The sequence below is a fragment of the Acinetobacter sp. YH16052 genome (assembly GCF_013417155.1).
Classification (GTDB): Bacteria; Pseudomonadota; Gammaproteobacteria; order Pseudomonadales; family Moraxellaceae; genus Acinetobacter.
The window spans coordinates 114,616-139,292 of sequence record NZ_VPEO01000005.1 but is presented as its reverse complement, the minus strand read 5'-3'; the positions used below and the strand labels follow the sequence as shown (position 1 = coordinate 139,292).

The following is a 24,677-nucleotide window of genomic DNA, read 5'->3' as shown; positions in this document are numbered from 1 at the left end:
TTCCAAAATCTAAGGAATCGATATGAACGCTTTAACTGCACTTTCTCCATTAGATGGACGTTACGCGAGCAAATGTGATGCTCTACGTCCCTTTCTTTCTGAGTTTGGTTTAATCCATGCTCGTGTGACTGTTGAAGTGCGTTGGTTACAAGCGCTTGCAAACCACCCGGAAATTACTGAAGTACCGGCGTTTTCAGGCGAAACTAATGCAGCGCTTGATGCGATTGTGAGCGATTTTTCTGAAGATGATGCCAATCGCATCAAAGAGATCGAACGCACCACTAACCACGACGTTAAAGCGGTTGAGTATTTCCTGAAAGAAAAAATCGCTGGTATCGAAGAACTTAAAAATGCCGGTGAATTCATTCACTTTGCATGTACGTCTGAAGATATTAACAATCTGTCACATGCCTTGATGCTGAAAAGCGGTCGTGATGTACTAGTTGCATCTATGCAGCAAATCATTGATTCAATCGTTGCGCTTTCTGAAAAGCATGCAGACCAGCCAATGTTGTCTCGTACTCATGGTCAAACTGCAAGCCCGACGACTTTGGGTAAAGAAATGGCAAACGTGGCTTACCGTCTTGCACGTCAAATCAAACAGTTTAAAAATGTTGAGCTACTGGGCAAAATCAATGGTGCAGTCGGTAACTACAATGCGCACTACTCTGCTTACCCAGACATCAACTGGCCTGCGCATTCACGAGCATTTGTAGAGTCTCTGGGTCTAGACTTCAACCCGTACACCACTCAAATCGAGCCACATGACTATATGGCTGAACTGTTTGATGCGCTACGTCGTTTCAACACTATTCTGATCGATTTTAACCGTGACATTTGGGGCTATATCTCTCTTGGTTTCTTCAAGCAAAAACTAAAAGAAGGCGAAGTTGGTTCTTCAACCATGCCACACAAAGTTAACCCAATTGACTTTGAAAACTCTGAAGGTAACTTGGGTATTGCCAATGCTGTACTTGCACACCTTGGCGAAAAACTGCCTATTTCTCGCTGGCAGCGTGACCTGACTGACTCTACGGTGCTTCGTAACATGGGTGTTGGTTTTGCGCAAAGCTTAATTGCTTTTGAAGCTTGCTCTAAAGGTATTGGTAAACTGGAATTGAATGCTGCGCGTATCAATGAAGATTTGGATAATGCCCAAGAAGTATTGGCTGAACCAATTCAAACTGTAATGCGTCGTTACAACGTTGAAAAACCATACGAAAAACTAAAAGCCCTGACTCGTGGTCAAGCCATGACTCGCGACATGATGGTAGATTTCGTAAACGGTAACGAGTTAGAAGCTGTTCCTGCTGCTGACCGTGCGCGTTTAGCGGAAATGACACCTGCATCATATACAGGTAATGCTGCTGATCAAGCTAAACAGGTAGCTGAGCTGATTGCAAAAATCTAATTTGCAATAAGACGAAAAGGCGAAGCTCAGGCTTCGCCTTTTTATTTATAATGTATTTTATTTTAAAAAAGATATTTCATAATAACGACATGATTGAACATCGACTTTCTGCCAAACATTACGCGAGCCTGGGCATTTTAATTCTGGCGAGTTTGCTTGCCAGTATTCGTCCTTTAGAACTGGAAGCTTATCTCTTGCATCAAGCAGGCACAGTTTTCATGATCATCATGCTGCTCATCTGCCTGTATAAAATCGGGCTGAATTTTTTAAGTTTTAATTTATATATTCTTTTTCTGATTGTTCATGTGATTGCTGCGCACTATCTGTATTCTTATGTGCCCTATAACCAGTGGATCGAACAGATTTTTGGCTTTAATCTGAATGAAGCCATGCACTGGTCACGCAATATGTTCGACCGATTTGTCCATCTGACCTATGGATTATTACTTTATCCAGTTTTCCATCGCCTGTTTCAGGTCTGGTTGCCGCAGCAAAAACCCGTGGTCATTTTCCTACTGGTGATTCAGTTTGTGGTGGCCAGCAGCATGCTCTATGAATGGCTGGAATGGCTGATTGCCATTGGTTTATCTCCTGAGGAAGCGGAAAACTATAATGGACAACAAGGTGATATGTGGGATGCACACAAAGACATCTTGCTTGCTACGATTGGCGCGGCGATAACAGGCGGGCTGCAATTGATACCGAAAAATCAAAAAAGCTCATCGAAGTGAGCTTTTAAAATCACAATCTAATAGCTGAATTAAAGTTTTGGATCACGCATTTAATTACGTTCATATTCTTCAATTAAGAATATGGGCAATATCGCATCCAATCATCCTTCATTTTTTGCAGTTCATTCCCCGTCAACATCTCACTGTAATAAATGAAATAGGTTGCATCAGGATATTGAATCTCATGACGGAACATTATGCCACGCAGTGACACAGATAACTCCTCAGGAAAATCATCCTCTAAATAAAGTTCTTCAAATTCATAATTAAAATAACAATTTTGCGTCGCAAGAAATGCTTCAGCTATAGCCATGTTTCTGCTCTAACAATAAAATATGCTTTATTTTATCTGATTAGTTTCAGTGATGGTTTACATTTCATTCGGTTCAATCCATTGAACAAACTTAGATTCTGACAAATGTGGATATTTGAACTTATCTAGATATTCAAAGCAGGCCTTTTGGCCTTGAGGAATTTTATCCAGATGCTTATCGAAGAATAAATGCCGACTATATTGAGCGCCATCAAAGCGAATACTCACACGTTCAAATTCATTACCACCTCGAACTTTATGCATCTGATAAAACTGCACAACACCACATTCCTTCGATGGAATAACAGGTGGATCATTGGGCTTTAGAAAGCTATACAGCAGAAAGATACAAACACCGGGTAGAAAACTCAGCCAAAACAAAACCTTCTTAGAATCATCCTGAGTTAATTTTGCTTCAGAACAAAGCATACATAACATTGGAATAAATACGATACTAAAAAACCCAAGCAACAAAATAAACGTGAGCATATGAGCCTAGACTCAATCAGAGTACTCCACTTATATCATAACAATATGATTTCAAAAAATAAAAAAGCCCACCGAAGTGAGCTTTAAAATTCATTCAAGATCAATTGGATTAAAGTTTTGGATCACGTATTTGCACCAGATTTGCGTTTGCTTTACTTAAGCTTTCCATAACTTTATTCATGACAGTGGGTATCAGTGAATCAGCAATTTGCGCTGCTTGCAGGCCGAGTTTTTCACCCAAAGTTGGTTTCTTGCGGGTCTGGATGGAATAGATATCATGTTGGGTCAACAAGTTGAGCAGGTATTCATCTGAGGTTTGCAGTTTATCCACCAGATTCAGATCCAGCGCATCCCGGCCATACCAATGCTCACCAGTGGCCACTTTTTCAATATTCAGCTGCGGGCGATACTTTTCAACGAAATGTTTGAATAAAGCATGGGTTTGCTGTAGTTCTTCTTCAAACTTAGCCTTACCCTCTTCGGTATTTTCACCAAACATAGTCACGGTACGTTTGTACTGTCCAGCGGTATAGAGTTCAAAGTCGATTTTATTGTCTTTCAGCAGACGGTTAAAATTGGGTACTTGAGCAACTACACCAATTGAACCAACAATCGCGAATGGTGCAGAAATAATTTCATTGGCGATACACGCCATCATATAACCGCCACTAGCGGCCACTTTATCGACACAGATGGTCAGATGAAAACCTGCCTCGCGTAAACGTACCAGTTGAGCTGCTGCAAGTCCATAACCATGAACCATGCCGCCCGGACTTTCCAGACGCACTACAACACGGTTACGACCGGCTTTGGCTGTGGCCAGAATCAAGGTAATTTCTTCACGCAAGCCTTCTACCGCAGAAGCCGCCATATCGCCTTTAAAATCGAGTACATAGATTTTTTGATTGGTTTTCTTACGCGCACGCGCTTCTTTTGACAGTTGTTGTGATAACTGTAAAAGTTCCAGTTTAGAGCCAGTAGTTTGCGCTATTTTTTTTCGTTGTTCATTGATACGCGCATTGAGATGACTAATACGGATTTCAGCGGACAGTTTCGGAGTATGAAATAACATAAAAAATCTATTCTCTATTTAATTCGGATTTATTCCTTTAGATTAGGTCAATTTCGGTTTTTTTCAACTTTATTTCGAGAATTATTACGATTATCACCATCTATTTCACCTATAAAAAAAGAGCCTTGCGGCTCTTATTCTAGATATGGGATTAACCGAAACGCCCGGTAATATAGGCTTCAGTCAACTGATGATCTGGCTGGGTAAAGACTTTTTCGGTCGAGTTGACTTCAATCAGATCCCCCAAATGGAAATACGCAGTACGATCCGATACACGTGCTGCCTGTTGCATGGAGTGAGTTACGATCGCGATGGTATATTGCGTAGATAGCTCAGAAATCAGCTCTTCCACTTTGGCGGTTGCAATGGGATCAAGTGCCGAACACGGTTCATCCATCAAAATGACTTCTGGACTGACTGCAATCGTACGCGCGATACACAGACGTTGCTGCTGACCACCTGACAAACCTGTTCCCGGCTGGTTCAAACGATCTTTCACTTCTTCCCACAGACCGGCTTTGCGCAAGCTGCCTTCGACAATTTCTTCAAGATCGTACTTGTCACGCGCCAAACCATGCAGTTTTGGGCCATAGGAGACATTATCGAAGATTGATTTTGGAAATGGGTTCGGCTTCTGGAACACCATACCAACCTGTGCACGTAGCAAGACCACATCAAGATTTGGATCATAAATATCTTGGTTATCCAACATCACTTTACCGGTTACACGGCAGCTATCAATGGTATCGTTCATGCGGTTTAAGGTACGCAGAAAGGTCGATTTACCACAGCCTGATGGCCCAATAAAAGCAATCACTTCATTTTCATAAATGTTCAGGTCAATGCCTTTAATCGCTTCCGCTTCACCATAGTACACATGCACATCAGAAGTACTAAGTTTCACATTCGTCGACTTCGCATCTTTTTTGCTGCTGCTTTGCGTATCGAACTGGGAAACAAACGGAGTTGCTGGCTTTTGTGTCGCCTCATCCGAGGTGAATTGTGTCTGTTGTGGATTCACGATTTGATCCTTTTTTAAGGAATTTTGAATAACAGTTGTGTTCATGATTCTGCCCCTATTACCAACGGACTTCAAATTTCTTACGTAACCAGATGGCCAGGCTGTTCAAGCTGATCATCATGGCCAGAAGTACAATAATTGCTGCTGCGGTACGCCCTTCAAAGAAGTTACGCAATTCATTGCCTTGCCATAAGAAAATCTGTACAGGTAAAGCCGTTGACTGATCAAATGGTGTGGCTGGAACGCTGGCAACAAAAGCACTCATCCCGATTAATAACAATGGTGCGGTTTCACCTAAAGCTTGTGCAACCCCGATAATTGCGCCTGTCAAAATACCCGGTAAAGCCAAAGGCAAGACGTGATGAAATACTGTCTGGATGCGGGAAGCACCGAGGCCCAAAGCTGCCTGACGAATCGAAGGTGGAACCGCTTTAAGTGATGCGCGTGTGGTGATGATCACAGTCGGTAAGGTCATCAGACTCAGCACCAGACCACCCACCAATGGTGCTGACAGTGGCAAATGCATCCAGCCAATGAAGATCGCTGCACCCAATAGACCGAAGACAATTGAGGGAACGGCTGCCAGGTTGTTAATATTGACTTCGACCACATCGGTAATCCAGTTTTTCGGTGCAAACTCTTCCAGATAGATCGCGGAAGCCACCCCGATTGGAATCGAGATAAAGATCACGATCATCATCATGAACAGCGAGCCCATAAAGGCGCCTGCCAAGCCAGAAGTTGCTGGTGAGCTGCGCGAATCAGGACTGGTGAAAATATTGGTATTGAAACTATTTTCAATCACACCAGAGGCTTTCATCTCATCCGCCACCTGGCGCACTTCAGGACTGAGCTGCTGCTGTTCATCGGGAAGATCACGGTCAATATTTCCCGCTAGCCAGACATCGACATTGGCATCCGCCAGAATTTTCACTTCCTTGCTTTGACCGACCAGACTTGGATCATTCATGACCATGTCACGCAAACGATACGCCTCAGAACTAGTATATAAAGAACCCAGTTCATCACGCTGGCTTTCCAGCTTGCTGTCTTTGGCGATCATGCCATTGATAATCAGGGCATCCCAATCCACCATTCCGACTTCGGTCTGCCACGCGATAAAGCGATCTTCAAACTGTGCTGGAGATTCTCCTGCTGCTGGCTTCGGTTTTGGACCAATATCCACAATGGCTGGATCGAAATGAATCGGCAAACTCATGCTGCTTTGCCAAAATGCAGGCAAACCTTTGGATAAAATACTCCCGAACAGCAATACCACAAAGAACAGACCTGCCAGTACCGCAGAGAAACCAAATAAACGGAAGGTTTTTTCTTTACGATGACGTCGTGCCAAAGAGCTTTGAATGGTCTTCTTACGCTTTTTACGCAGCTCGGCGGCGATGGATGGATCAATACGCTGATCCACAGGCGTTGTATTTGAAGTACTCATTAGTCGTATTGCTCACGATATTTACGCACGATGATCAGTGCAACAATGTTCAAACCTAAGGTAATGACGAATAGCGTCAGTCCTAGTGCAAAGGCCACCAGTGCTTGTGGACTAGCAAAATCAGTATCGCCAGTTAGCTGATTCACGATGGTAATCGTGACCGTGGATACTGCTTCAAGCGGATTGGCATGCAACTGCGGGCTGTTCCCGGCTGCAAGAACCACGATCATGGTTTCACCAATTGCACGTGACGCCGCCAACAGGAACGCACCGATAATACCCGGTAGAGCCGCGGGTAAAACCACCTGACGGATCGTTTCAGATTTGGTCGCGCCCAAGCCCAAAGAACCATCACGTAAGGCACGCGGCACCTGAGTGATGATGTCGTCTGACAGAGAAGATACAAATGGAATGATCATGATGCCCATCACCAGACCGGCAGTCAGCGCACTGGTCGCATTAATTTCGAGTCCGACCAGGGCACCCATGCTTTTCAGGAATGGACCGATGATCATCAAGGCAAAGACACCATAGACAATCGTAGGAATACCCGCCAACACTTCAATTGTAGGTTTTGCCCAAGAGCGGAATCGCGGTGAAGCGTATTCTGCCAGATAGATCGCAATCATCAGGCCAACCGGAACTGCAACTAAAAGTGCGATCCCGCTGACCATGAGCGTGCCCCATAACAGTGGCAATAAACCATAACTGCCTTCAGCACTGCCAGAGGTACTAAATCCCGGGTTCCATTGGGTACCAAAGAAGAAATCCAGTGGGCTGACGAAGCTGAAGAAACGCATTGCCTCGCCAAACATCGACATCACAATCCCGAGAGTGGTCAGAATCGCCACACCTGAACACAATGCCAGGCCGATATTAATCATTTTTTCGACTTGGTTACGTGCACGGAATTCCTGGCTAATATGTTTCTTGGCCCAGACCAGACCGGCCAGCGCAGCCGAAATCACAACTGCCAATTTGGCAAAGGTACCAATGGTCGAGAATTTAGCCAACTGTTCTGCTGCTGCAACTTCATAGGCTGCAGGTGTATCACTGACCCCGAAACCTGAGGCAAGTGCCTGAACGCGATCAATCACAACACTCAGACTTGCCGGATCCAGACTAGCAGAAACATTTTCTGGCAAATGGTTGAGTACCACCTGCTCCAGAAAAGTGGGTTCCACCATGTTCCAAACAATCAAAATTAAAAACGCAGGGATACCACACCATAGTGCAACCAGGGCACCATAATATCCGGGACGCGAGTGTAAGTTTGCAGAATTGCTTCCCTTACCTGCTAAGCTACGGCTTTTACTTAATCCGATTTGATAGGCTATGGCCATGATGGCCAATAACACACCTATAAGTAGCAGATTCATGTATTCTCCACTGTTTTTTCAATTTTCATGGTTTGAAAAAACTTGTTTATCGCAAAAAGCCGATGGTAGGTTGACCCTACCACCAGCGTTTTCAAAATCATTTATTACTTCACAACAACCGCTTTACCAGCCTTGAAATTTGCCAGGACTGCCGCACGTTCTTTATCAGACATTGAAATCAGACCTGCTTTTTCCAGCTTAGAGCCTTTGCCAGATACTTTCTTGTTCAGGAAGTATTCTGTGAACTGCGGTAAGCCTTTGATCGATTTCAAGTGCTCGCCTTTCACATAGAAGAACAATGGACGTGATACCGGATAAGCACCATTCAAGATGGTCTTTTCAGAAGGCGCTACATTGTTCACCGTAGCAACACGTAGACGGTCACGGTTCTGGTCATAGAAACCTAGGCCAAACACACCTACCGCACTTGGAGAAGTTTTTAAACGTGCCAATGTTTCGGTATAGTCACCGGCAATCTCAACCACACGGCCATCTTTACGGAATGTTGTACAAGCTTTTTTCTTAGCATCTTTGTCTAGAGACTTAATTGCAGCATACGTTTCACAACCTGCATCCACCATTTTTTCCTGGAAGACTTCGCGCGTACCATGATTCGACGCAGGAATTACCAGGGTGATAGGTTCATTCGGAAGTGCTTTGTCAATTTGGTTCCAACGCGTGTACGGGTTAGCGACCATTTTGCCATTTGATGGAAGTTGTGCAGCAAGTGCAGCGAAGACATGTTGTGGACGCAGTTTATAAGCCGCTTTGTTTGCATTCGATGCAAACACAATACCGTCATAACCAATTTTGATTTCTAGGACTTGGTTAACGCCATTCTTTTTACATTCTGTCAGCTCTGTACTCTTGATTTGACGAGAAGAGTTTGCGATATCAATCGTGTTATCACCCACGCCATTACAGAACTGCTTTAAACCACCTGAAGAACCGCCAGAACCGACAACTGGTGTTTTAAACTGTGGAAAAGTATTACCGAATTCTTCTGCCACGATACTGGCATATGGAAGTACAGTTGAAGAACCTGCAATTTGGATGGTGTCACGTGCTGCGTGTGCAGTCGTTACAGCAGTTGCCCCGGTTACTGCTAATGCTAAAGCTATATTTGTAAAGCGCATTCTAGTATCTCTCTCATTTATGCAAATTTGGAGTACACCACTTTTTATTCAGTTTTGTACTTCTTTCGATACCTGCATTTTGATTTTAGAATATGACAGATAAGTTACAGCTTTATTACGATTTAGTGATTTTTAATCTAGCGGCTTTTTCTTGATTAAATTTTTATGGATTTCAATGATTAAGTTCTTTATGTCATTCACTTCAATAAAAAATTTTAGACCAATGACATGTAACAATTTTTATAAACCTGAACTCAGGATAAATCCTGCTCCCCAGTTTTACATAAGCCTATGACAAATAAATAACAGGCCAAACGGGATTCAGACCTTCCGTGTTTTTGTGAGGAATTTCGATCTGGGAAAGGACCTTTTTTTATTTTTAAGCGCACAAAAAAGGAGATCATTTCGATCTCCTTTTTTTCACACCACCATCACTTATGCAATGGGTGGCGTATAAGTACCGTCAGCGATTGAATCTTTGATACGATCCGCTTCTGCAAGCACTAATGCCAGCAAGTTCTTCACGTTATCAAGCGTTGCAACCGGGCTTAAAGTAGTCATTTTCAGAGACTGAACCTGACCGACTTTCGTCACACCAATGTTCGCTTCACCACGTGCAAACAGTTCGTCTGCTACGTTTTGGTTAAGCGTATCGAGTAATTCAACCGGATAGCCCGCTGGAACCACACGGAACAGTACAGAGGCAAATTGAGGCTCAAGCAGAAGCTCTAAACCGTCAGTTGCTTTAATGTAGTCTGCCACATCACGTGTTAAGCCTACACCATGATCGATCATCGAACCATAAAGCTCTTCACCTAATGCTTCTACAGTCATCCACAATTTCAAGGCATCAAAACGACGCGTCGTTTGTAGTGATTTCGATACCAGGTTAGGAACGCCATGCTCTTCATCATAAGCGGAGTTCAGATACTCTGCTTCATAATGCATGAAACGGTAATTCGCTTCATCTTTCAGCAGGAACGCGCCACAAGAAATGGTCTGGAAGTAATGCTTATGGAAATCAAGCGTGATTGAATCTGACAGCTCAATCCCGTCCAGCATAGAACGATAGTCATTGGATAGAATCAGTGCACCACCCCATGCCGCATCGATGTGCATCCACGCGCCATATTTATTGGTGATTTCACGAATTGCTTTCAATGGATCAATCGCGCCAGCATCCGTTGTACCCGCAGTCGCTACCACACATGCCACTATCTTGCCTTCAGACTGAAGGTGCGCCATGGTTTTTTCCAGTGCATCTACGTCCATCTGTGCATTCTCATTCACAGGAACAGTGACCACTGACTGGAAGCCCATGCCCATCATCGCCATGTTCTTTTGCACAGAGAAATGTGCATTTTCAGAACAGATGACTTTGACATTACGCATCGCATCCACAGGAATACCATCACGCTGAACCGACCACGGATTACCGTTTTCGTCTTTCCAGTTTTTCGCGATGCAAGCATCACGCGCAAGCAATACGCCCATCAAGTTAGACTGCGTACCACCAGAAGTGAACACACCGGCCTGACCCGCACCATAGCCGACTTTTTGACGTAACCAGTCAATTAACTGAACTTCCATCAATGAACCGGCCGGGCTTTGATCCCATGAGTCCATTGACTGGTTGGTTGCGTTAATCAGCACTTCCGCGATCTGGCTAGTCACCATTGTTGGACAGTGAAGATGTGCAAGTGAATGCGGATGATGAACTTTTAAGCTCTTGTTGAGAAAAAGCTCAACCATACGCTCAAGAGATTTTTCTACACCCAGACCTTCTTTTGAAGGGTTAAATGCAATCGCACTGCGTAGCTCTTTAATGCTACCACCAGTGTACATTTTGTCATTTTGCAACCATGCCGCAACCGCTTTGGTCGCTTGGTCCATGCCAGCCTGATAGTCAGCAATGGATGCAGCATCATTGCAGAGTAACGCTTTACGATGTTCTGCGAAATCTACCATGAATTATGCGCCTCGAACTGCAACTATTGCTTCAGCAACCGATTTTTTGAAACGAGCAATCACTTCAACACATTCGTCTTGAGTAATGATCAACGGACAAAGTAAACGAATCACTGTACCGTTACGACCACCTTTCTCAAGCAATAATTTATTGTTGAAACAAGCGGTTTGGATCGCTGCAGCCAACTGACCATCAGCAGGTAAAGAACCCATATGATCCGCATCTTTGCGCTCATCTACGATTTCAACGCCGATCATCAGACCACGGCCACGCACGTTACCGATACATGGGAATTCAGCAGCCAGTTTTTTCAATTCAGCTTGCAGGAAATCACCACGCTCTTGTGCATTTTGCGCCAGGTTCTGTTCTTTAATGGTATTGATCGTTGCAAGGCCTGTACCCATCGCCAATTGGTTACCACGGAAAGTACCGGTATGACCTGCTGGCTGCCAAGCATCAAATTTACGTTTAATACCAAGTACGGCAAGCGGCAAGCTACCACCTACGGCTTTAGACATCACTACAACATCAGGTTCAATCCCTGCGTGTTCGAATGCAAACATTTTGCCTGAACGTGCAAAACCAGCCTGAACTTCATCAAGAATCAATACGATGTTGTGTTTTTCAGTCACTTCACGGATTTTTTGCAACCATTTTACTGGTGCAGTTACCACACCGCCTTCACCTTGAATCGCTTCAAGAATTACAGCTGCAGGTTTGGTCACACCACTTTCTACATCTTCAATGAAGTTTTCAAAGTAGTAAGTCAGGGCATCAACACCGGCTTCACCACCAAGACCCAATGGGCAACGGTATTCATGCGGGTATGGCATGAACTGTACACCCGGCATCAAGCCGTTCACTGCATTTTTCGCAGACAGGTTACCTGTCATTGCCAATGCACCGTGAGTCATACCGTGATAACCGCCAGAGAAGCTGATCACTGAGCTACGACCAGTAAAGGTTTTCGCCAGTTTAATCGCGGCTTCGGTTGCATCTGCACCGGATGGACCACAGAACTGCAAGCAGTATTCTTCTTGGCCACCTGGAAGATAAGAAAGAAGTGCTTCAGTAAAAGCATCTTTTAAAGGAGTAGTAAGATCCAGGGTATGCAATGGTAAACCGCTTGCAATCGTATCCTGGATACTTTGAATGACCGCAGGATGATTATGGCCTAATGCCAACGTCCCTGCCCCAGCTAAACAATCAAGGTACTCAGTACCTTCAACATCGGTAACCCAGCAACCTTGTGCTTTCGCTATCGCTAACGGTAATTTACGTGGATAACTACGCACATTCGATTCCATCTGACTTTGGCGAGTCAAGTAGTATTCGTTTGTGGAATTGGTGGCAGGGTTTACAGAAGTAACGCTCATATCGAATTACCATCTCTGATATGGGTGAAAGAAATAAGTCTGGTGACGTTTGGTCCTTTGACTCGGCGCTTTATAAAGGTTCTAGCTAGCAGTTTTGTATTCGAATAACTAGGAGGCGGATGATACCGAATTTTTCAGGAAAATAAACAACTTTCAGTCACATTTTGTCCTAATCTTTATCGAAAAAAAACATCATGCTAATCCATCCCCTAAATCATCATCTTACAGTGTGATAGCAGAAAGAAAAGCGTGTTCTTTTATGCTTTTTTGTAGCGCAGGCGACATTCAGGTAATCAATCTCAAAATTATTCATTAAGTATTTAATTATTAATAATAAATATAAATTAAATAATGAGATAAAATTAAAGAAAATTTAACACTCTTACGACAAATATTTCGTAAAAAGATCACAATTGAGATTTAATATTTTAACAACGGCTTAGATGGCCAATTTTAAGAAAAACAGGACAATTTCATGCGTCTCTTAGCACTTACCAGTTTGATCCTTGCCAGCACCCTCGCCACAGGCGCATTTGCAGCTCCTGCTGAATCTCTGAATTATAATGTTGTTAATCTTTCAGCAGAGGCCAGCCGTGAAATCTCAAATGATGAAATGCATGCTGTGCTTTATATTGAAAAATCCAACAAACAGCCGGCTGAACTGGCCACTCAAATTAACCAGCTGATGAATCAAGCAATTGCCACAGCACGCAAATATCCAACTGTGAAAATCGAGACTGGGGCACAAAGTACTTACCCTATTTATGACAATGACAACCGCAAATTAAAAGAATGGCGTGGTCGTGCCCAGATTCGTCTGGAATCAAAAGATTTTAAAGCGACATCTCAATTGATTGCTGAATTACAACAGCACTTCCAGACCCAGTCGATTAATTTCAAGGTATCTGACGAAAAGCGTAAAAAAGTTGAAAGCGAACTGATGATTGAAGCCACCAAAAACTTCCAGCAACGCGCACAGGCACTCACCCAGACCTGGAACAAACCGAGTTATCAACTGGTGAACTTAAACCTGAATACTAACAATTATTCACCACAGCCAGTACCGCGTATGGCCATGATGAAATCTGCATCGGCTGATATGGCGGTTCCTGAGCAGGAAGTTGCGGCGGGTGAATCGCAAATGACGGTCAGCGCGAATGGGGCGATTCAGTTTAAATAAGACTTCATTATATTATTCGCACTTTTAAGAACCACCCTTTTGGGTGGTTTTTTATCATGTGAATATTCTTTAAAAAGCGAGGCTACAAATTCATACAAACTCAGGTAGGAATTGAGGTTTGACCGGTTTAGAGTAACGGACATTTGTTCCAGTCCTCTCTGCTCATGTCCCTTGACCAACTGAATCTTTACCTGTTTCATATCTTAAATGTACCCGACCAAGCCTCAATCTGGATGATCAACTATACCTCCCTGATTGCGCATGATCTGGTGTATCTTTTTTTGCTGATTTTTGCTATTGCCTGGTTCCGTGGTAGTTACCAAGTAAAAATGGGGATTATCAAAGCATTTATTTTTACAGCTATTACCTTGTCGATCAGCGAGATATTGTCTGCGATCCTTAATACCCCACGCCCGTTTGTGATGGATGTTGGTCGCACTCTGATTGAACATGCGTCGACTGGTTCTTTTCCCAGCAACCATATGAGTATTTTTAGCGGGATTGCCTTCGCCTATTATTTTTCACCGCAGCGAGACTTGGGAAGAATTCTAATCTGGACAGCTTGGCTGGTAGCGTGGTCGCGTGTTTATGTCGGTGTGCATTTTCCGATTGATATGCTGGGTGCATTCCTGATGGCAATAATAGTAAATTTAGCTGGCTTGCCGCTGTGGTGGAAATATGAGAATCAAATCATAAACTTTATTTTGGGTATTCATTATTGGGTATTTTCGCCTTTAATTCGAATGGGCTGGATCAAATAAATCTAATTAAAATGTCATAAAAAACCCGCTCGAAAGCGGGATTTTTTGAATCTCTAAACTTGAATCTGAATAATTTAGTAAATCGCCATATGATTGCGATGAATCATTTCTAGTGAACGTGCTTCACCTAACACCTGATGTACTTTATCCGATGCCAGACCACGAACGATATCTGCTGAACGCGAACTGAAATTGACACGCCCTACAGCAATCCGGTGACCTTGTGTATCAACACATTCCACCACATCACCACGTTCGAAGTGACCTTCAACAGCTTTGACGCCTACAGGCAACAAGCTACGATGATTGTCTTTAATGGCTTTTACTGCACCATCATCAATCACCAAACGACCTGCGGTTTGCAAGTGAGCCGCTAACCATTGCTGATGCGCTGTCATCCGGTCTTTGTCAGTGACAAATAAGGTGCCTAACAATTCGCCAGACATTAGACGTGATAGAACACCATCACTATCACCACTTGCAATTAAGGTCGGACAGCCCGACTTTGCAGCCAGACGTGCAGCACGAACTTTGGTCAGCATGCCACCACGACCAAATTTACCGCCTCCACCGGCCATATCAAACAGACTTTCATCCATCGCACGTACGGTATGGAACAGTTTGGCATCTGGATTAGACCGTGGGTCTGAGTCAAACATCCCTTCCTGATCCGTTAAGATAATCAGAAGGTCTGCATGAACCTGACCTGCCACCATGGCCGCAAGCGTGTCGTTGTCACCAAAGCGAATTTCGTCAGTCGAAACCGTGTCATTTTCATTGATCACCGGAATCACGCGCCAATCAATCAGGTTCTGCAAGGCATCACATGAGTTGAGGTAGCGACGACGATCTGCCAGATCATCATGGGTTAACAATACTTGCGCAGTTCGAATCTGATGCTTCTCAAGTACGCTTGACCAGGTATGAATCAGGCCCATCTGACCGATGGCAGCACAAGCCTGAAGACTGGGTAGATCGGTGGGTCGATTCTCAAGTTTCATTCGAACCATACCTTCAGCCACAGCACCGGAAGACACCAGAATAATCTCGTGTCCTGCATTGTGTAGATCTGCGATTTGTCCCGCCCAATGCGAGATAGCATCTAAATCTAAACCTTGTCCGTTTGCTGTGAGTAAAGATGATCCGATTTTAACAACGATTCGTTTACAACCCTTGAGCTGACGTTGCCCATCTACCACTTCTATCATCTTGTCCTCAGACTCTTCTCTCAGAGATTAGCGTACGTAGTACACTTCCACATCACTATCATCATCGCCATCTTCATCATCTTCGTCATCACCCAGAATACCGGCAAGACGTTGCTGACGACGCATCTCACGATACGCTTCTTTTGCAGCGATGGTTTGTTCACGTGTTTCAGCTTCAAGCTGATCACGGAATGCTTTCATTTCTGCTGCATATTCTTGATCTTCAGCTTCGCGTTCACGTTGCTCTTCGATCTGATCCATCAGGTAGTAAACTACGTCTTTGGTGCCTTCAGCCGTTAAGCCAGAAGTCTCAAAAACTGGGCCTTCCCACTGCAATTCTTCAAGAATATGGGTGCACCATTCTTCACGTGTTTCTTCAGCCAACTGATCGACTTTGTTCAGCACCAATACGATCGGCAGTTTTGAAAGCGTTGGGGAGAAATTTTCTAACTCTTTCATAATTGCTTTAGCATTATGTGCCGGATCTGAGCCATCAATCGGCTGTACGTCAACGATGTGTAACAAGATACGGGTACGCGCCAAGTGCTTCAGGAAGCGAATCCCAAGACCTGCACCTTCAGATGCGCCTTCGATCAGGCCCGGAATATCCGCCATCACGAATGAACGGTGACTATCGGCATCGACCACACCCAGGTTTGGCACCATGGTGGTAAATGGATAATCTGCAACTTTTGGTTTTGCTGCCGAGACTGCACGAATGAAGGTTGATTTACCCGCATTTGGCATACCCAGCAAGCCGACATCTGCCAGAACTTTAAGCTCTAGACGGATTTCACGGAATTCACCTTTTTGACCATGCGTACATTTACGTGGTGAACGGTTGGTCGATGATTTAAAGTGGGTATTACCTAAACCACCATCACCGCCTGCTGCAACTTTCACGCGTTGACCGTCTTCGATCAAGTCGCCAATAATGTCACCAGACTCTACATCTACAATTGTTGTTCCTACCGGAACTTTTAATACGGTATCTTCACCGCCACGACCAGCACAGTTCGCCCCACGGCCATTTTTTGCTCGTTCTGCACGATATTTACGTGTATAACGATAATCAACTAGCGTACTGGTGTCGTCGTCAGCCTGAATATAAATGCTGCCGCCACGACCACCATCACCACCATCTGGACCACCAAATGGCACGAATTTTTCACGGCGAAAACTGGCTACGCCATTGCCACCGTCGCCAGCCTCTACGGTAATGACTGCTTCATCAACAAAGCGCATATTGCCAATCCTCTAAAAACTTTAAAACCCCATATTCTGCCATATTTTAAAGAATTTCTCGAATAGAATTATGCAGCAATCCCATAAATCTTAGTTAGTCGTTTTCTCACCAAGCCTATTTGACCTATCTAAGGCATAGATTTAGAAACAGAATGCTTAAAAGATGGAAAAGAAGTGGTAGGAAATCAAGCGCTTTTGCCCTAATACTATCCCCTATTTTGGAAATTCTTTTTGTGAATTTCTTAATGATTTTTAAAATAATTTATAGAGGAGTAAATTTTTCAAAAGCCGTGTTCACAAGAAGATTTTCTGATGCAGACACCTTTTAAAATCAGTATTTTATATAAACCAAGATAAGTCCAAATTTTGTATTTTCACAAACACTGCATTCCTGCCATTTAATGAAAACTATTTAATAACATTTTGTTTATGTTCTAAAATATCTGGCAGACTTTTTTCAATCCAGCCAATTAAATACATGATTTTTTCAGCCGCTTGTGAACCGGTAATCGTCAATTGATATTCCACTTTTGGCGGCACCACCGGATAAACCGTTCTCAAAATAAAACCATCCTGCTCCAGCATTTTTAAAGTCTGGGACAACATCTTTTCACTTACCCCTTCAATGCGTTGTTTCAGTTCACTAAAGCGATGCACACCTTCACTCAGGCAACGCAAAACCAAAACCGACCATTTATTGGCAAGGTGTTCCAATATTTCACGTGATGGACATTCAGTTGATAAAACCTGCCCCAGTAATGGGCTGATTGCATAATTTGTCATACTATTCTCACCATATTTTTATTACTTACTCATTTTAATATACTTACTCTTTGTAAGTTATCAGACTCATATTTCGCCAGCAAGCAGATTTGTTGATTCTTATTAGATTAAGAAAGTTTACTTTAAATAAAAAAATCATAAAAAAAGAGCCTCAAATGAGGCTCTTTTTTAGCTAAATACTAATTATGCATTAGTTTCAGCAGGAACTTTTGGATAGCTTACGCCGCCCATTTGTTCAGCAATACGCAATACCTGGCAGCTATAACCCACTTCGTTATCGTACCAAACATAAGCAGTTAAACGGTTGCCTGAAGTGATCGTTGCTTGCGCGTCAAATACACCTGCAGTGCGTGAACCGATAAAGTCAGAAGATACCACTTCAGTCGAGTTGGTATAACCGATTTGACCTTGCAGGCTAGAACCGATTGAAATCTGACGAATGTATTCGTTCACTTCATCACGATCAACGTCTTGACCTAAAGTCAGGTTAAGAATTGCAAGCGATACGTTTGGTGTAGGTACACGTACAGAGTTACCTGTCAATTTACCTTGAAGAGCTGGAAGCGCTTTCGCTACTGCTTTCGCTGCACCAGTTTCAGTAATGACCATATTCAATGTTGCAGCACGGCCACGACGGTCAGCTTTATGGTAGTTGTCGATCAAGTTCTGGTCGTTTGTGAACGAGTGAACTGTTTCAACATGACCATTCAACACTGTGTATTTATCATGCAATACTTTCAGTGTAGGTGTAATTGCGTTAGTCGTACAGCTTGCAGCAGAGATGATGGTATCTTCATCAAGGATGTCCGCCTGGTTTACACCGTAAACCACGTTCTTCATGTCACCTTTACCAGGTGCAGTTAGAATCACACGAGCAGCGCCCGGACATTTAAGGTGTTGAGCAAGACCTTCAGCATCACGCCATTTACCTGTATTGTCGATCACAAGTGCATTGTTGATACCGTATGCAGTGTAATCCACTTCAGAAGGATTCGATGCATAAATCACTTTGATGAAGTTACCGTTGGCAATGATTGCTTCGTTTTCTTCATCTACAGAAATTGTGCCTGCAAATGGACCATGAATAGAGTCACGACGAAGTAAAGAAGCACGTTTTTCCAAATCACCATCCGATGATTTACGAACCACGATTGCTTTCAGGCTAAGACCACGACCCAGACCTGATTGACCAATCATCAAACGTGCCAGGATACGACCGATACGACCGAAACCATAAAGAACCACATCTTTATGTTCTACAGCAGCAGCATTGCCTTCGATCGATTTAACAGCGTCTGCAACAAATGCATCGATGTCGCCGCCTTTTTCTTTAAATTCAACAGCAAGTTTACCCAGATCAACTTCAGCAGAACCGATGTTTTCTACTTTCACCAATGCTTCAAGAATTGGGAAAGTATCAACTACAGAAAGTTCAACGTCCAGTACGCGAGTACGGCGGTGTGCTTTCAAAATCTGAATCACAGAACGGTTAATTAAAGAGCGACCATAAACTGTAGCTACAATATTTTTTTCACGATATAACTGGCCAACAAGGGCAATCATACGTTCCGCAAGTTCTTCACGGTTTTTCCAGCGACCTTGGTGTTCTGCATGGAGGGCAACAATAGTGTCTTTGCTCACAGATACGTCCTCTAATTAATTGTAAATCTAAGCATAAATTTCTAAACCCGACAATTGTAATGGAATTGGCCGCAAGTTTGAATCAAAAGCTCGTTGAGACGGGTAGTTTTTAACGTATATTCACTATAAATTTCAAAAATAGTTGTAATTAGCTGAATGATTTTGCATTCGAAAATGCTAAAGACCACTATTTTTCAGTACCTGGCACAAATTTGTTAAATGTTGTTTACTCATTCAATCTCTTTTTAATTTTAAGAGTTGAGCCGGTCCTGATAGTTTTCCAGATTTTTCTTAAGGGCTAATTGCTGTTTACGCTGCTTCAGCAAATGTAATATTCCTTCCACAACCAGCAGTAAAACAGCCAGCCAGATTGGAATATAGGTCAACCATTCACCTGATTCCACGCGCTCGCCCAATGCCATCGAGGCAAAAGCCAGCAGTACCGGCTCCAGATAACTCAACAGTCCAAAGATGACAAAGGGCAAATATCGGCTAGCCAAAATATAACTACCCAAACCGAGCGCACTTAAAAAGCCTAATCCAAGAACTGCCAGGATCAAGTGGGAATGATTCAACATGAGCGGCATGGAATCGCTATAGATAAAGCCCAAATAAAATGCCACCGGCAAAATCAGAAATAGATCCCACCAGAATCCACCAAGATGATCGGTCGCGAATTTACGCCGCATAAAAAAATAAAGTGGATAAGCTAAAGCGACATAAACAGTTTCCCATGCGATTGAACCGATCCGCCAGATTTCATGTCCTACTCCCAAAACTGCCAGAGCAACAGCAACCATCTGGAAGGATGATAATTTTTCTTTATAAAGCACACAGCCGACCAGCACCATCACCAGAGGTAGCAGAAAATAACCGAGCGAGACTTCGAGGCCACGGCCATTGATAGGTCCCCATAGAAATAACCACAATTGCGTGGTACACAACAGTGAACTGATCAGCAACCAGATCAAGAATGAAGGCTGTTGCAACACCCGTTTAAAAATACTGCTGATATGTTTCAGATCACCCGACCACCACATAAAGGCTGTGAGGAATGGTAAAGTCGCCAGCATACGCCAAGCAAAAGTCTGTTCACTGTCTAAAGGCTGTAAAAAGGGCGTAAATATATAGAGCACTCCAAAAACCACAGAGGCCAAGACAGATAACGCGATGCCTTTATACATAGTTAAACTCTACTTTCATTCGCCGGCATTATAACGATTAGTACAATAGAAAGCTTGATGCTTCATCTATTTAAAATGTAGTTATCTCTCGATTTTAGATTGTCTTTCGACTCATAAAATAAAAAACCATGCCATAGCATGGTTCCCATTAAGACGATCTTTTTATCTTTGAGTTTGTTTGGTATGAATCACATCGCTCAGGTCATAACCGACAGACTGTGCATATTGTAAATATTCATTCACCACATTTTTATCCAATTGCGGATCACGTGAGAGTATCCACATATATTTACGTTTAGGCTCACCGACTAGAACAGTTTGATAGTTTTCATCCAGTTTCAAAACCCAATAATCGCCACGAGCAACCGGAATCCAGCGAATAAAGTCAGGCAGGAAACTTACTTTTAACTTGGTATTCTGCGGTGGATTTTGCACAAACGCCTCGCCCAATGACTGGGTTTGTCCACCATCTTTTTTAATGCAGCGGTTATCCACCACAATATTGCCATTTTCATTTAAAGTATAAGTCGCTGTGACATCACGATCACACTTATTTTGAAAATACAAAGGCTTGCGCGCTACTTCGTACCAGGTGCCCAAATAACGGTCCAGTTCAACTTTTTCAATGGTCGGTAATGGCTCGTCTTTCGCATAGGCCATGGTAGCGGCGCCCAAACCGAGAAGAACCGCGCTACCCACCGCAATTTTTGCCAGCTTTAATCCAGTACGTGAAGATTTTTGAGTTGTCATAAAGATACCTATTGCATGTTCACAAAATATTTATTTAAAAATTCTGTTCATACAATAGCTTTATCCAATTCTTAAATTTGTTACATTATGTTTGGTTTGTGATTGATTTTACGTCATTTAAATAAGATTTAATGCAACAACAATCAATCAAACATCTGGGCTTTTAAACGCACAATTTCATCACGCATACGCGCAGCCTGCTCAAACTGAAGCTCTTTGGAAGCTTTCAGCATTTCCTTTTCAAGCTTGTTAATGTGTTTCGCAAACATTTTCGGATCTGCCATGATATGCCGCTCATCGGCACTGATCGCACGTGCCTGATCCGAGACTTTCAATTCAATTGAATCATCATCCAATACTTCACCAGTATCAATTTCCTTGATCACCTGACGCACTGCACTCCGCGGGGTAATGCCATGTTCTTCATTAAACTGAATCTGCTTGGCACGACGACGATCCGTCTCATCAATGGCTTTCTGCATCGAATCAGTAATGCGATCAGCATACAAAATCGCCTTACCTTTCAGGTTACGCGCAGCGCGGCCAATGGTCTGAATGAGAGAGCGCTCAGAACGCAGAAATCCCTCTTTATCTGCATCCAGAATGGCAACCAGTGACACTTCCGGCATATCCAGCCCTTCACGCAGCAGGTTAATCCCGACCAGTACATCATGCACCCCGGTACGCAGTTCATGAATGATTTTGACCCGCTCGACGGTATCGATATCCGAATGTAAATAAGCAACCTTAATCCCGTATTCTTTCAAATAAGAAGTTAAATCTTCGGCCATACGCTTAGTTAAGGTCGTAACCAGCACCCGCTCATTAATGTCTTTACGTAGATTAATTTCTGAAAGCACATCATCGACCTGCGTCAGAACTGGACGAATTTCAATTTCCGGATCGATCAGACCAGTCGGACGTACCACCTGCTCGACAATCTGCTGGGACTTTTCCAGCTCGTAACGTGCGGGCGTTGCGCTGACATAAACGGTCGTCGGCACAATCCGTTCCCACTCCTCAAATTTCATTGGCCGGTTATCCAGCGCGCTTGGCAAACGGAATCCGTAATTGACCAGATTTTCCTTACGCGAACGGTCACCCTTGTACATGGCACCAATCTGCGGCACCGTCACATGCGATTCATCAATAATCAGCAAGGCATCATCCGGAATATAATCGAACAAGGTTGGTGGTGCTTCACCCGCAGGACGGCCCGACAAATGCCGTGAATAGTTTTCAATGCCGTTGGTATAACCCAGTTGTTGCATCATTTCCAGATCATAGCGTGTGCGCTGCTCGATGCGCTGGGCTTCCAGCAGCTTGTCATTTTCACGGAAGAACACCAGTCGCTCTTTGAGTTCGTCTCGGATGGTTTCAATCGCACGGGATAAATTGTCTTTCGGCGTAACATAGTGGCTTTTAGGATAAATGGTCACACGAGGTACTTTACGAACCATTTTCCCTGTCAGGGGATCAAACCAGCGGATAGAGTCAACTTCATCATCAAACAGTTCAATCCGGATCGCATCCTGATCGGATTCAGCCGGAAAAATATCAATAATTTCACCACGAATACGATAAGTACCGCGCAGGAATTCCAGTTCGTTACGTGAATACTGCATCTCGACCAGACGGCGAATAATATCATCACGGCCAATGCGGTCACCTTCCACCACATGCAGCAACATGCTCATATAGGCATTCGGATCACCCAAACCATAAATGGCAGACACCGATGCGACAATAATCGCATCACGTCGCTCTAAGAGTGAACGGGTTGCAGAAAGACGCATCTGGTCAATATGGTCATTAATTGCCGCATCTTTCTCGATAAAAGTATCTGAAGATGGCACATAGGCTTCTGGCTGATAATAATCATAATAACTGACAAAATATTCGACAGCATTATTCGGGAAAAACGCTTTAAATTCGCCGTAAAGCTGCGCAGCCAAAGTTTTGTTATGCGCCATGACAATGGTCGGACGTTGAGTCTGTGCAATGACGTTGGCCACGGTATAGGTTTTACCAGACCCGGTAACCCCCAGTAAAAGCTGGTCATGAAAACCCTGTTCAATGCCTTTAACCAGCTTTGCAATGGCTTGGGGCTGATCACCTGCTGGTTGATAACTGGTCACTAATTCAAAGGGTTTTTTATCACTCATAGCTTTCGCTGACTTCGCTGCGGATATAGATTTGATTTATTATGAGGGTAAATTGGAATTACTCAATCCCTGCTTAGGTTTCTGTTTGGTAAAATAAAACAATATTACTATTCATTATTTGTTAGCGCTTTAATCGCTATCTGCTTTGAAAAATCATTAATAAAATATACAGTTACAAAGGGAATAAATACAGAACAAACTAATCATTTTCAGCCAGCAGCTTTATTTGGGCGTACTCGGTATCCTGTTTTGGCTTATGGGTGAAATACTCTATCTGTTTGGCTAGTCCGGCACAATTTTGCCTTGACCCCTTTTCATTTCAAAGGCAACATGAAGATCAGGATGGCCTAGAATCGACAATTATGACTTACCACTATCACGATGAAAGTATTGTTAAATCCCTTCCGGAAAATACGGTTTTTGTTTTTGGCAGCAACTTGGCTGGACAACACGGTGGTGGAGCAGCCAGAACGGCACTTGAGCATTTTGGTGCAGTCATGGGCGTGGGTCGTGGCTGGGCGGGTCAGAGCTATGCCATTCCCACCATGAACGAGCATTTGCAACAAATGCCGCTCTCACAAATCCAGCACTATATTGATGACTTTAAGATTTACACCAAAAATCATCCTAAAAATAAATATTTTATTACTTCCTTGGGCTGTGGGATCGCAGGTTATAAGGTCGAGGAAATTGCACCGATGTTTAAAGGCATCTCACGCAATGTCATTTTCCCGCAATCTTTCCGTCCTTTTGTCGAAAAGCCGCTGCCAAAATTAAGCGCAAATTTTTTACACACCATATTCCGTGATTCGGTCATTTTAACTCCGGCCAGTGATGAGTTGATTGAAGAACTGCCTTTGACCGAAAATGAAAAAAGCCTGGCGAGAATTATTTTAAATACCCAGATCTATCCGACCGACAGCAATGGGCGGGAACGTATCTTTGAAATTGAAGATATCCTGCACAACCTAAATACCAAGCTGGTCGACTTTCAGAGCCATTCAGAAGGTGCCATGCTGTTTGGAGGCGTGATTTTAGCGCTACTGGAACTTTATAATATTAACGAGAAAGATTTTATTGATGTCTGGCAAGGCGAGCGAGAAATCGCGCCACCGAAACCGGAAAATAAAGCGCGTAAAAGCATTCGTTAGTGCTATCAACATATCTTTCAAAAAAAAGCCAATGTTTGAATTGGCTTTTTTTTGAGCGGCTAAAAATGTCCAATATGAAATCAATCAGGTCTGGATTTAATTTTGATTGGCATTTAGAGAGCTTAAATATTTCGTTTGCTTTATTAAGAATAAAATTGAAAAGAATTTGGATAAATCTGAGTTTTAATTTCTTTTTGTTCGAAAATTAAATCAAATATTGATCACTAACTCCCTAAAAAATTCCATAAAAAAAGCCATGATT

At 43.3% G+C, this 24,677-nt stretch carries 21 protein-coding genes; 5 read left to right on the top strand and 16 right to left on the bottom strand.

From position 1 onward, the window contains the following. The first annotated feature begins 22 nt into the window (after positions 1 to 22). Together purB and FTV42_RS05365 are read left to right on the top strand one after the other, a co-directional pair. Complete coding sequence (purB, locus tag FTV42_RS05370; RefSeq protein ID WP_180037867.1) at positions 23 to 1,411, top strand: adenylosuccinate lyase; 1,389 nt, start codon at positions 23 to 25, stop codon at positions 1,409 to 1,411. Between the two features lie 89 nt (positions 1,412 to 1,500). Continuing rightward, positions 1,501 to 2,142, top strand: coding sequence for a DUF2238 domain-containing protein (locus FTV42_RS05365; RefSeq protein ID WP_129717541.1), 642 nt, complete (start codon positions 1,501 to 1,503; stop codon positions 2,140 to 2,142). A gap of 73 nt (positions 2,143 to 2,215) precedes the next feature. Here FTV42_RS05365 and FTV42_RS05360 read toward each other — a convergent pair whose 3' ends face one another. The 9 genes from FTV42_RS05360 to FTV42_RS05320 form a co-directional block, all read right to left on the bottom strand. Then, on the bottom strand, positions 2,216 to 2,455 hold the full coding sequence (locus FTV42_RS05360) for a hypothetical protein (protein ID WP_121980047.1): 240 nt from the start codon (positions 2,453 to 2,455) through the stop codon (positions 2,216 to 2,218). A 57-nt stretch (positions 2,456 to 2,512) separates the two neighbouring features. Further along, positions 2,513 to 2,944, bottom strand: a complete 432-nt coding sequence (locus FTV42_RS05355; protein ID WP_153566484.1) for a hypothetical protein — start codon at positions 2,942 to 2,944, stop codon at positions 2,513 to 2,515. Between the two features lie 109 nt (positions 2,945 to 3,053). Further along, positions 3,054 to 4,016, bottom strand: coding sequence for a protease SohB (gene sohB / locus FTV42_RS05350; RefSeq protein ID WP_180037865.1), 963 nt, complete (start codon positions 4,014 to 4,016; stop codon positions 3,054 to 3,056). 151 nt (positions 4,017 to 4,167) lie between these two features. Next, positions 4,168 to 5,082: a phosphate ABC transporter ATP-binding protein PstB gene (gene pstB, locus FTV42_RS05345; RefSeq protein WP_004279716.1), complete on the bottom strand. Its 915-nt coding sequence runs from the start codon at positions 5,080 to 5,082 to the stop codon at positions 4,168 to 4,170. 13 nt (positions 5,083 to 5,095) lie between these two features. Continuing rightward, positions 5,096 to 6,487, bottom strand: coding sequence for a phosphate ABC transporter permease PstA (pstA, locus tag FTV42_RS05340; protein WP_004646526.1), 1,392 nt, complete (start codon positions 6,485 to 6,487; stop codon positions 5,096 to 5,098). After that, on the bottom strand, positions 6,487 to 7,866 hold the full coding sequence (gene pstC / locus FTV42_RS05335) for a phosphate ABC transporter permease subunit PstC (RefSeq protein WP_005107378.1): 1,380 nt from the start codon (positions 7,864 to 7,866) through the stop codon (positions 6,487 to 6,489). Before pstC ends, pstA begins: the two co-directional genes overlap by 1 nt. Positions 7,867 to 7,970: 104 nt before the next feature. After that, a complete protein-coding gene (locus FTV42_RS05330) occupies positions 7,971 to 9,002 on the bottom strand; it encodes a substrate-binding domain-containing protein (RefSeq protein ID WP_180037863.1) in 1,032 nt (343 codons plus the stop codon). A 435-nt stretch (positions 9,003 to 9,437) separates the two neighbouring features. Then, positions 9,438 to 10,970, bottom strand: coding sequence for an aspartate aminotransferase family protein (locus FTV42_RS05325; protein WP_180037860.1), 1,533 nt, complete (start codon positions 10,968 to 10,970; stop codon positions 9,438 to 9,440). Between the two features lie 3 nt (positions 10,971 to 10,973). Beyond that, positions 10,974 to 12,347: a diaminobutyrate--2-oxoglutarate transaminase gene (locus FTV42_RS05320; RefSeq protein ID WP_180037858.1), complete on the bottom strand. Its 1,374-nt coding sequence runs from the start codon at positions 12,345 to 12,347 to the stop codon at positions 10,974 to 10,976. 475 nt (positions 12,348 to 12,822) lie between these two features. Here FTV42_RS05320 and FTV42_RS05315 point away from each other — a divergent pair, with 475 nt between their 5' ends. Beyond that, positions 12,823 to 13,527 (top strand): SIMPL domain-containing protein, encoded by a 705-nt coding sequence (locus tag FTV42_RS05315; protein WP_004646521.1) that lies wholly within the window; start codon positions 12,823 to 12,825, stop codon positions 13,525 to 13,527. A 164-nt stretch (positions 13,528 to 13,691) separates the two neighbouring features. Further along, positions 13,692 to 14,288 (top strand): phosphatase PAP2 family protein, encoded by a 597-nt coding sequence (locus FTV42_RS05310; protein ID WP_180037856.1) that lies wholly within the window; start codon positions 13,692 to 13,694, stop codon positions 14,286 to 14,288. A 74-nt stretch (positions 14,289 to 14,362) separates the two neighbouring features. Here the strand turns inward: FTV42_RS05310 and proB are convergent, their stop codons facing one another. The 7 genes from proB to uvrB all read right to left on the bottom strand — a co-directional run bounded on the left by proB (position 14,363) and on the right by uvrB (position 23,264). Beyond that, entirely contained in the window at positions 14,363 to 15,496 is a 1,134-nt protein-coding gene (gene proB, locus FTV42_RS05305) for a glutamate 5-kinase (protein WP_004279682.1), read from the bottom strand. A 27-nt stretch (positions 15,497 to 15,523) separates the two neighbouring features. Further along, on the bottom strand, positions 15,524 to 16,741 hold the full coding sequence (cgtA, locus tag FTV42_RS05300) for an Obg family GTPase CgtA (protein ID WP_004646519.1): 1,218 nt from the start codon (positions 16,739 to 16,741) through the stop codon (positions 15,524 to 15,526). Between the two features lie 408 nt (positions 16,742 to 17,149). Continuing rightward, positions 17,150 to 17,524, bottom strand: coding sequence for a helix-turn-helix domain-containing protein (locus FTV42_RS05295; RefSeq protein WP_004279680.1), 375 nt, complete (start codon positions 17,522 to 17,524; stop codon positions 17,150 to 17,152). Positions 17,525 to 17,707: 183 nt separating this feature from the next. Next, positions 17,708 to 19,165: a glyceraldehyde-3-phosphate dehydrogenase gene (locus FTV42_RS05290; RefSeq protein WP_004279679.1), complete on the bottom strand. Its 1,458-nt coding sequence runs from the start codon at positions 19,163 to 19,165 to the stop codon at positions 17,708 to 17,710. Between the two features lie 251 nt (positions 19,166 to 19,416). Then, on the bottom strand, positions 19,417 to 20,349 hold the full coding sequence (gene rarD / locus FTV42_RS05285) for an EamA family transporter RarD (protein ID WP_180037854.1): 933 nt from the start codon (positions 20,347 to 20,349) through the stop codon (positions 19,417 to 19,419). Between the two features lie 162 nt (positions 20,350 to 20,511). Further along, positions 20,512 to 21,099, bottom strand: coding sequence for a lipocalin family protein (locus FTV42_RS05280; RefSeq protein ID WP_044112882.1), 588 nt, complete (start codon positions 21,097 to 21,099; stop codon positions 20,512 to 20,514). A gap of 143 nt (positions 21,100 to 21,242) precedes the next feature. Beyond that, positions 21,243 to 23,264, bottom strand: a complete 2,022-nt coding sequence (uvrB, locus tag FTV42_RS05275) for an excinuclease ABC subunit UvrB (protein WP_071851901.1) — start codon at positions 23,262 to 23,264, stop codon at positions 21,243 to 21,245. A gap of 362 nt (positions 23,265 to 23,626) precedes the next feature. Between uvrB and FTV42_RS05270 the strand changes: the two genes are divergently transcribed. Continuing rightward, entirely contained in the window at positions 23,627 to 24,415 is a 789-nt protein-coding gene (locus tag FTV42_RS05270; protein ID WP_180037852.1) for a hypothetical protein, read from the top strand. Positions 24,416 to 24,677 lie beyond the last annotated feature (262 nt).

Bases quoted from the DNA above. Each gene is read 5' to 3' on its own strand.
- FTV42_RS05270 (WP_180037852.1), top strand. From the start codon at position 23,627: ATGACTTACCACTATCACGATGAAAGTATTGTTAAATCCCTTCCGGAA.
- FTV42_RS05360 (WP_121980047.1), bottom strand. From the start codon at position 2,455: ATGGCTATAGCTGAAGCATTTCTTGCGACGCAAAATTGTTATTTTAAT.
- FTV42_RS05320 (WP_180037858.1), bottom strand. From the start codon at position 12,347: ATGAGCGTTACTTCTGTAAACCCTGCCACCAATTCCACAAACGAATAC.
- pstA (WP_004646526.1), bottom strand. From the start codon at position 6,487: ATGAGTACTTCAAATACAACGCCTGTGGATCAGCGTATTGATCCATCC.
- purB (WP_180037867.1), top strand. From the start codon at position 23: ATGAACGCTTTAACTGCACTTTCTCCATTAGATGGACGTTACGCGAGC.
- FTV42_RS05310 (WP_180037856.1), top strand. From the start codon at position 13,692: ATGTCCCTTGACCAACTGAATCTTTACCTGTTTCATATCTTAAATGTA.
- FTV42_RS05330 (WP_180037863.1), bottom strand. From the start codon at position 9,002: ATGCGCTTTACAAATATAGCTTTAGCATTAGCAGTAACCGGGGCAACT.
- uvrB (WP_071851901.1), bottom strand. From the start codon at position 23,264: ATGAGTGATAAAAAACCCTTTGAATTAGTGACCAGTTATCAACCAGCA.
- FTV42_RS05325 (WP_180037860.1), bottom strand. From the start codon at position 10,970: ATGGTAGATTTCGCAGAACATCGTAAAGCGTTACTCTGCAATGATGCT.
- rarD (WP_180037854.1), bottom strand. From the start codon at position 20,349: ATGTATAAAGGCATCGCGTTATCTGTCTTGGCCTCTGTGGTTTTTGGA.
- FTV42_RS05295 (WP_004279680.1), bottom strand. From the start codon at position 17,524: ATGACAAATTATGCAATCAGCCCATTACTGGGGCAGGTTTTATCAACT.
- FTV42_RS05315 (WP_004646521.1), top strand. From the start codon at position 12,823: ATGCGTCTCTTAGCACTTACCAGTTTGATCCTTGCCAGCACCCTCGCC.
- FTV42_RS05365 (WP_129717541.1), top strand. From the start codon at position 1,501: ATGATTGAACATCGACTTTCTGCCAAACATTACGCGAGCCTGGGCATT.
- sohB (WP_180037865.1), bottom strand. From the start codon at position 4,016: ATGTTATTTCATACTCCGAAACTGTCCGCTGAAATCCGTATTAGTCAT.
- FTV42_RS05280 (WP_044112882.1), bottom strand. From the start codon at position 21,099: ATGACAACTCAAAAATCTTCACGTACTGGATTAAAGCTGGCAAAAATT.
- cgtA (WP_004646519.1), bottom strand. From the start codon at position 16,741: ATGCGCTTTGTTGATGAAGCAGTCATTACCGTAGAGGCTGGCGACGGT.
- pstC (WP_005107378.1), bottom strand. From the start codon at position 7,866: ATGAATCTGCTACTTATAGGTGTGTTATTGGCCATCATGGCCATAGCC.
- FTV42_RS05355 (WP_153566484.1), bottom strand. From the start codon at position 2,944: ATGCTCACGTTTATTTTGTTGCTTGGGTTTTTTAGTATCGTATTTATT.
- pstB (WP_004279716.1), bottom strand. From the start codon at position 5,082: ATGAACACAACTGTTATTCAAAATTCCTTAAAAAAGGATCAAATCGTG.
- proB (WP_004279682.1), bottom strand. From the start codon at position 15,496: ATGATAGAAGTGGTAGATGGGCAACGTCAGCTCAAGGGTTGTAAACGA.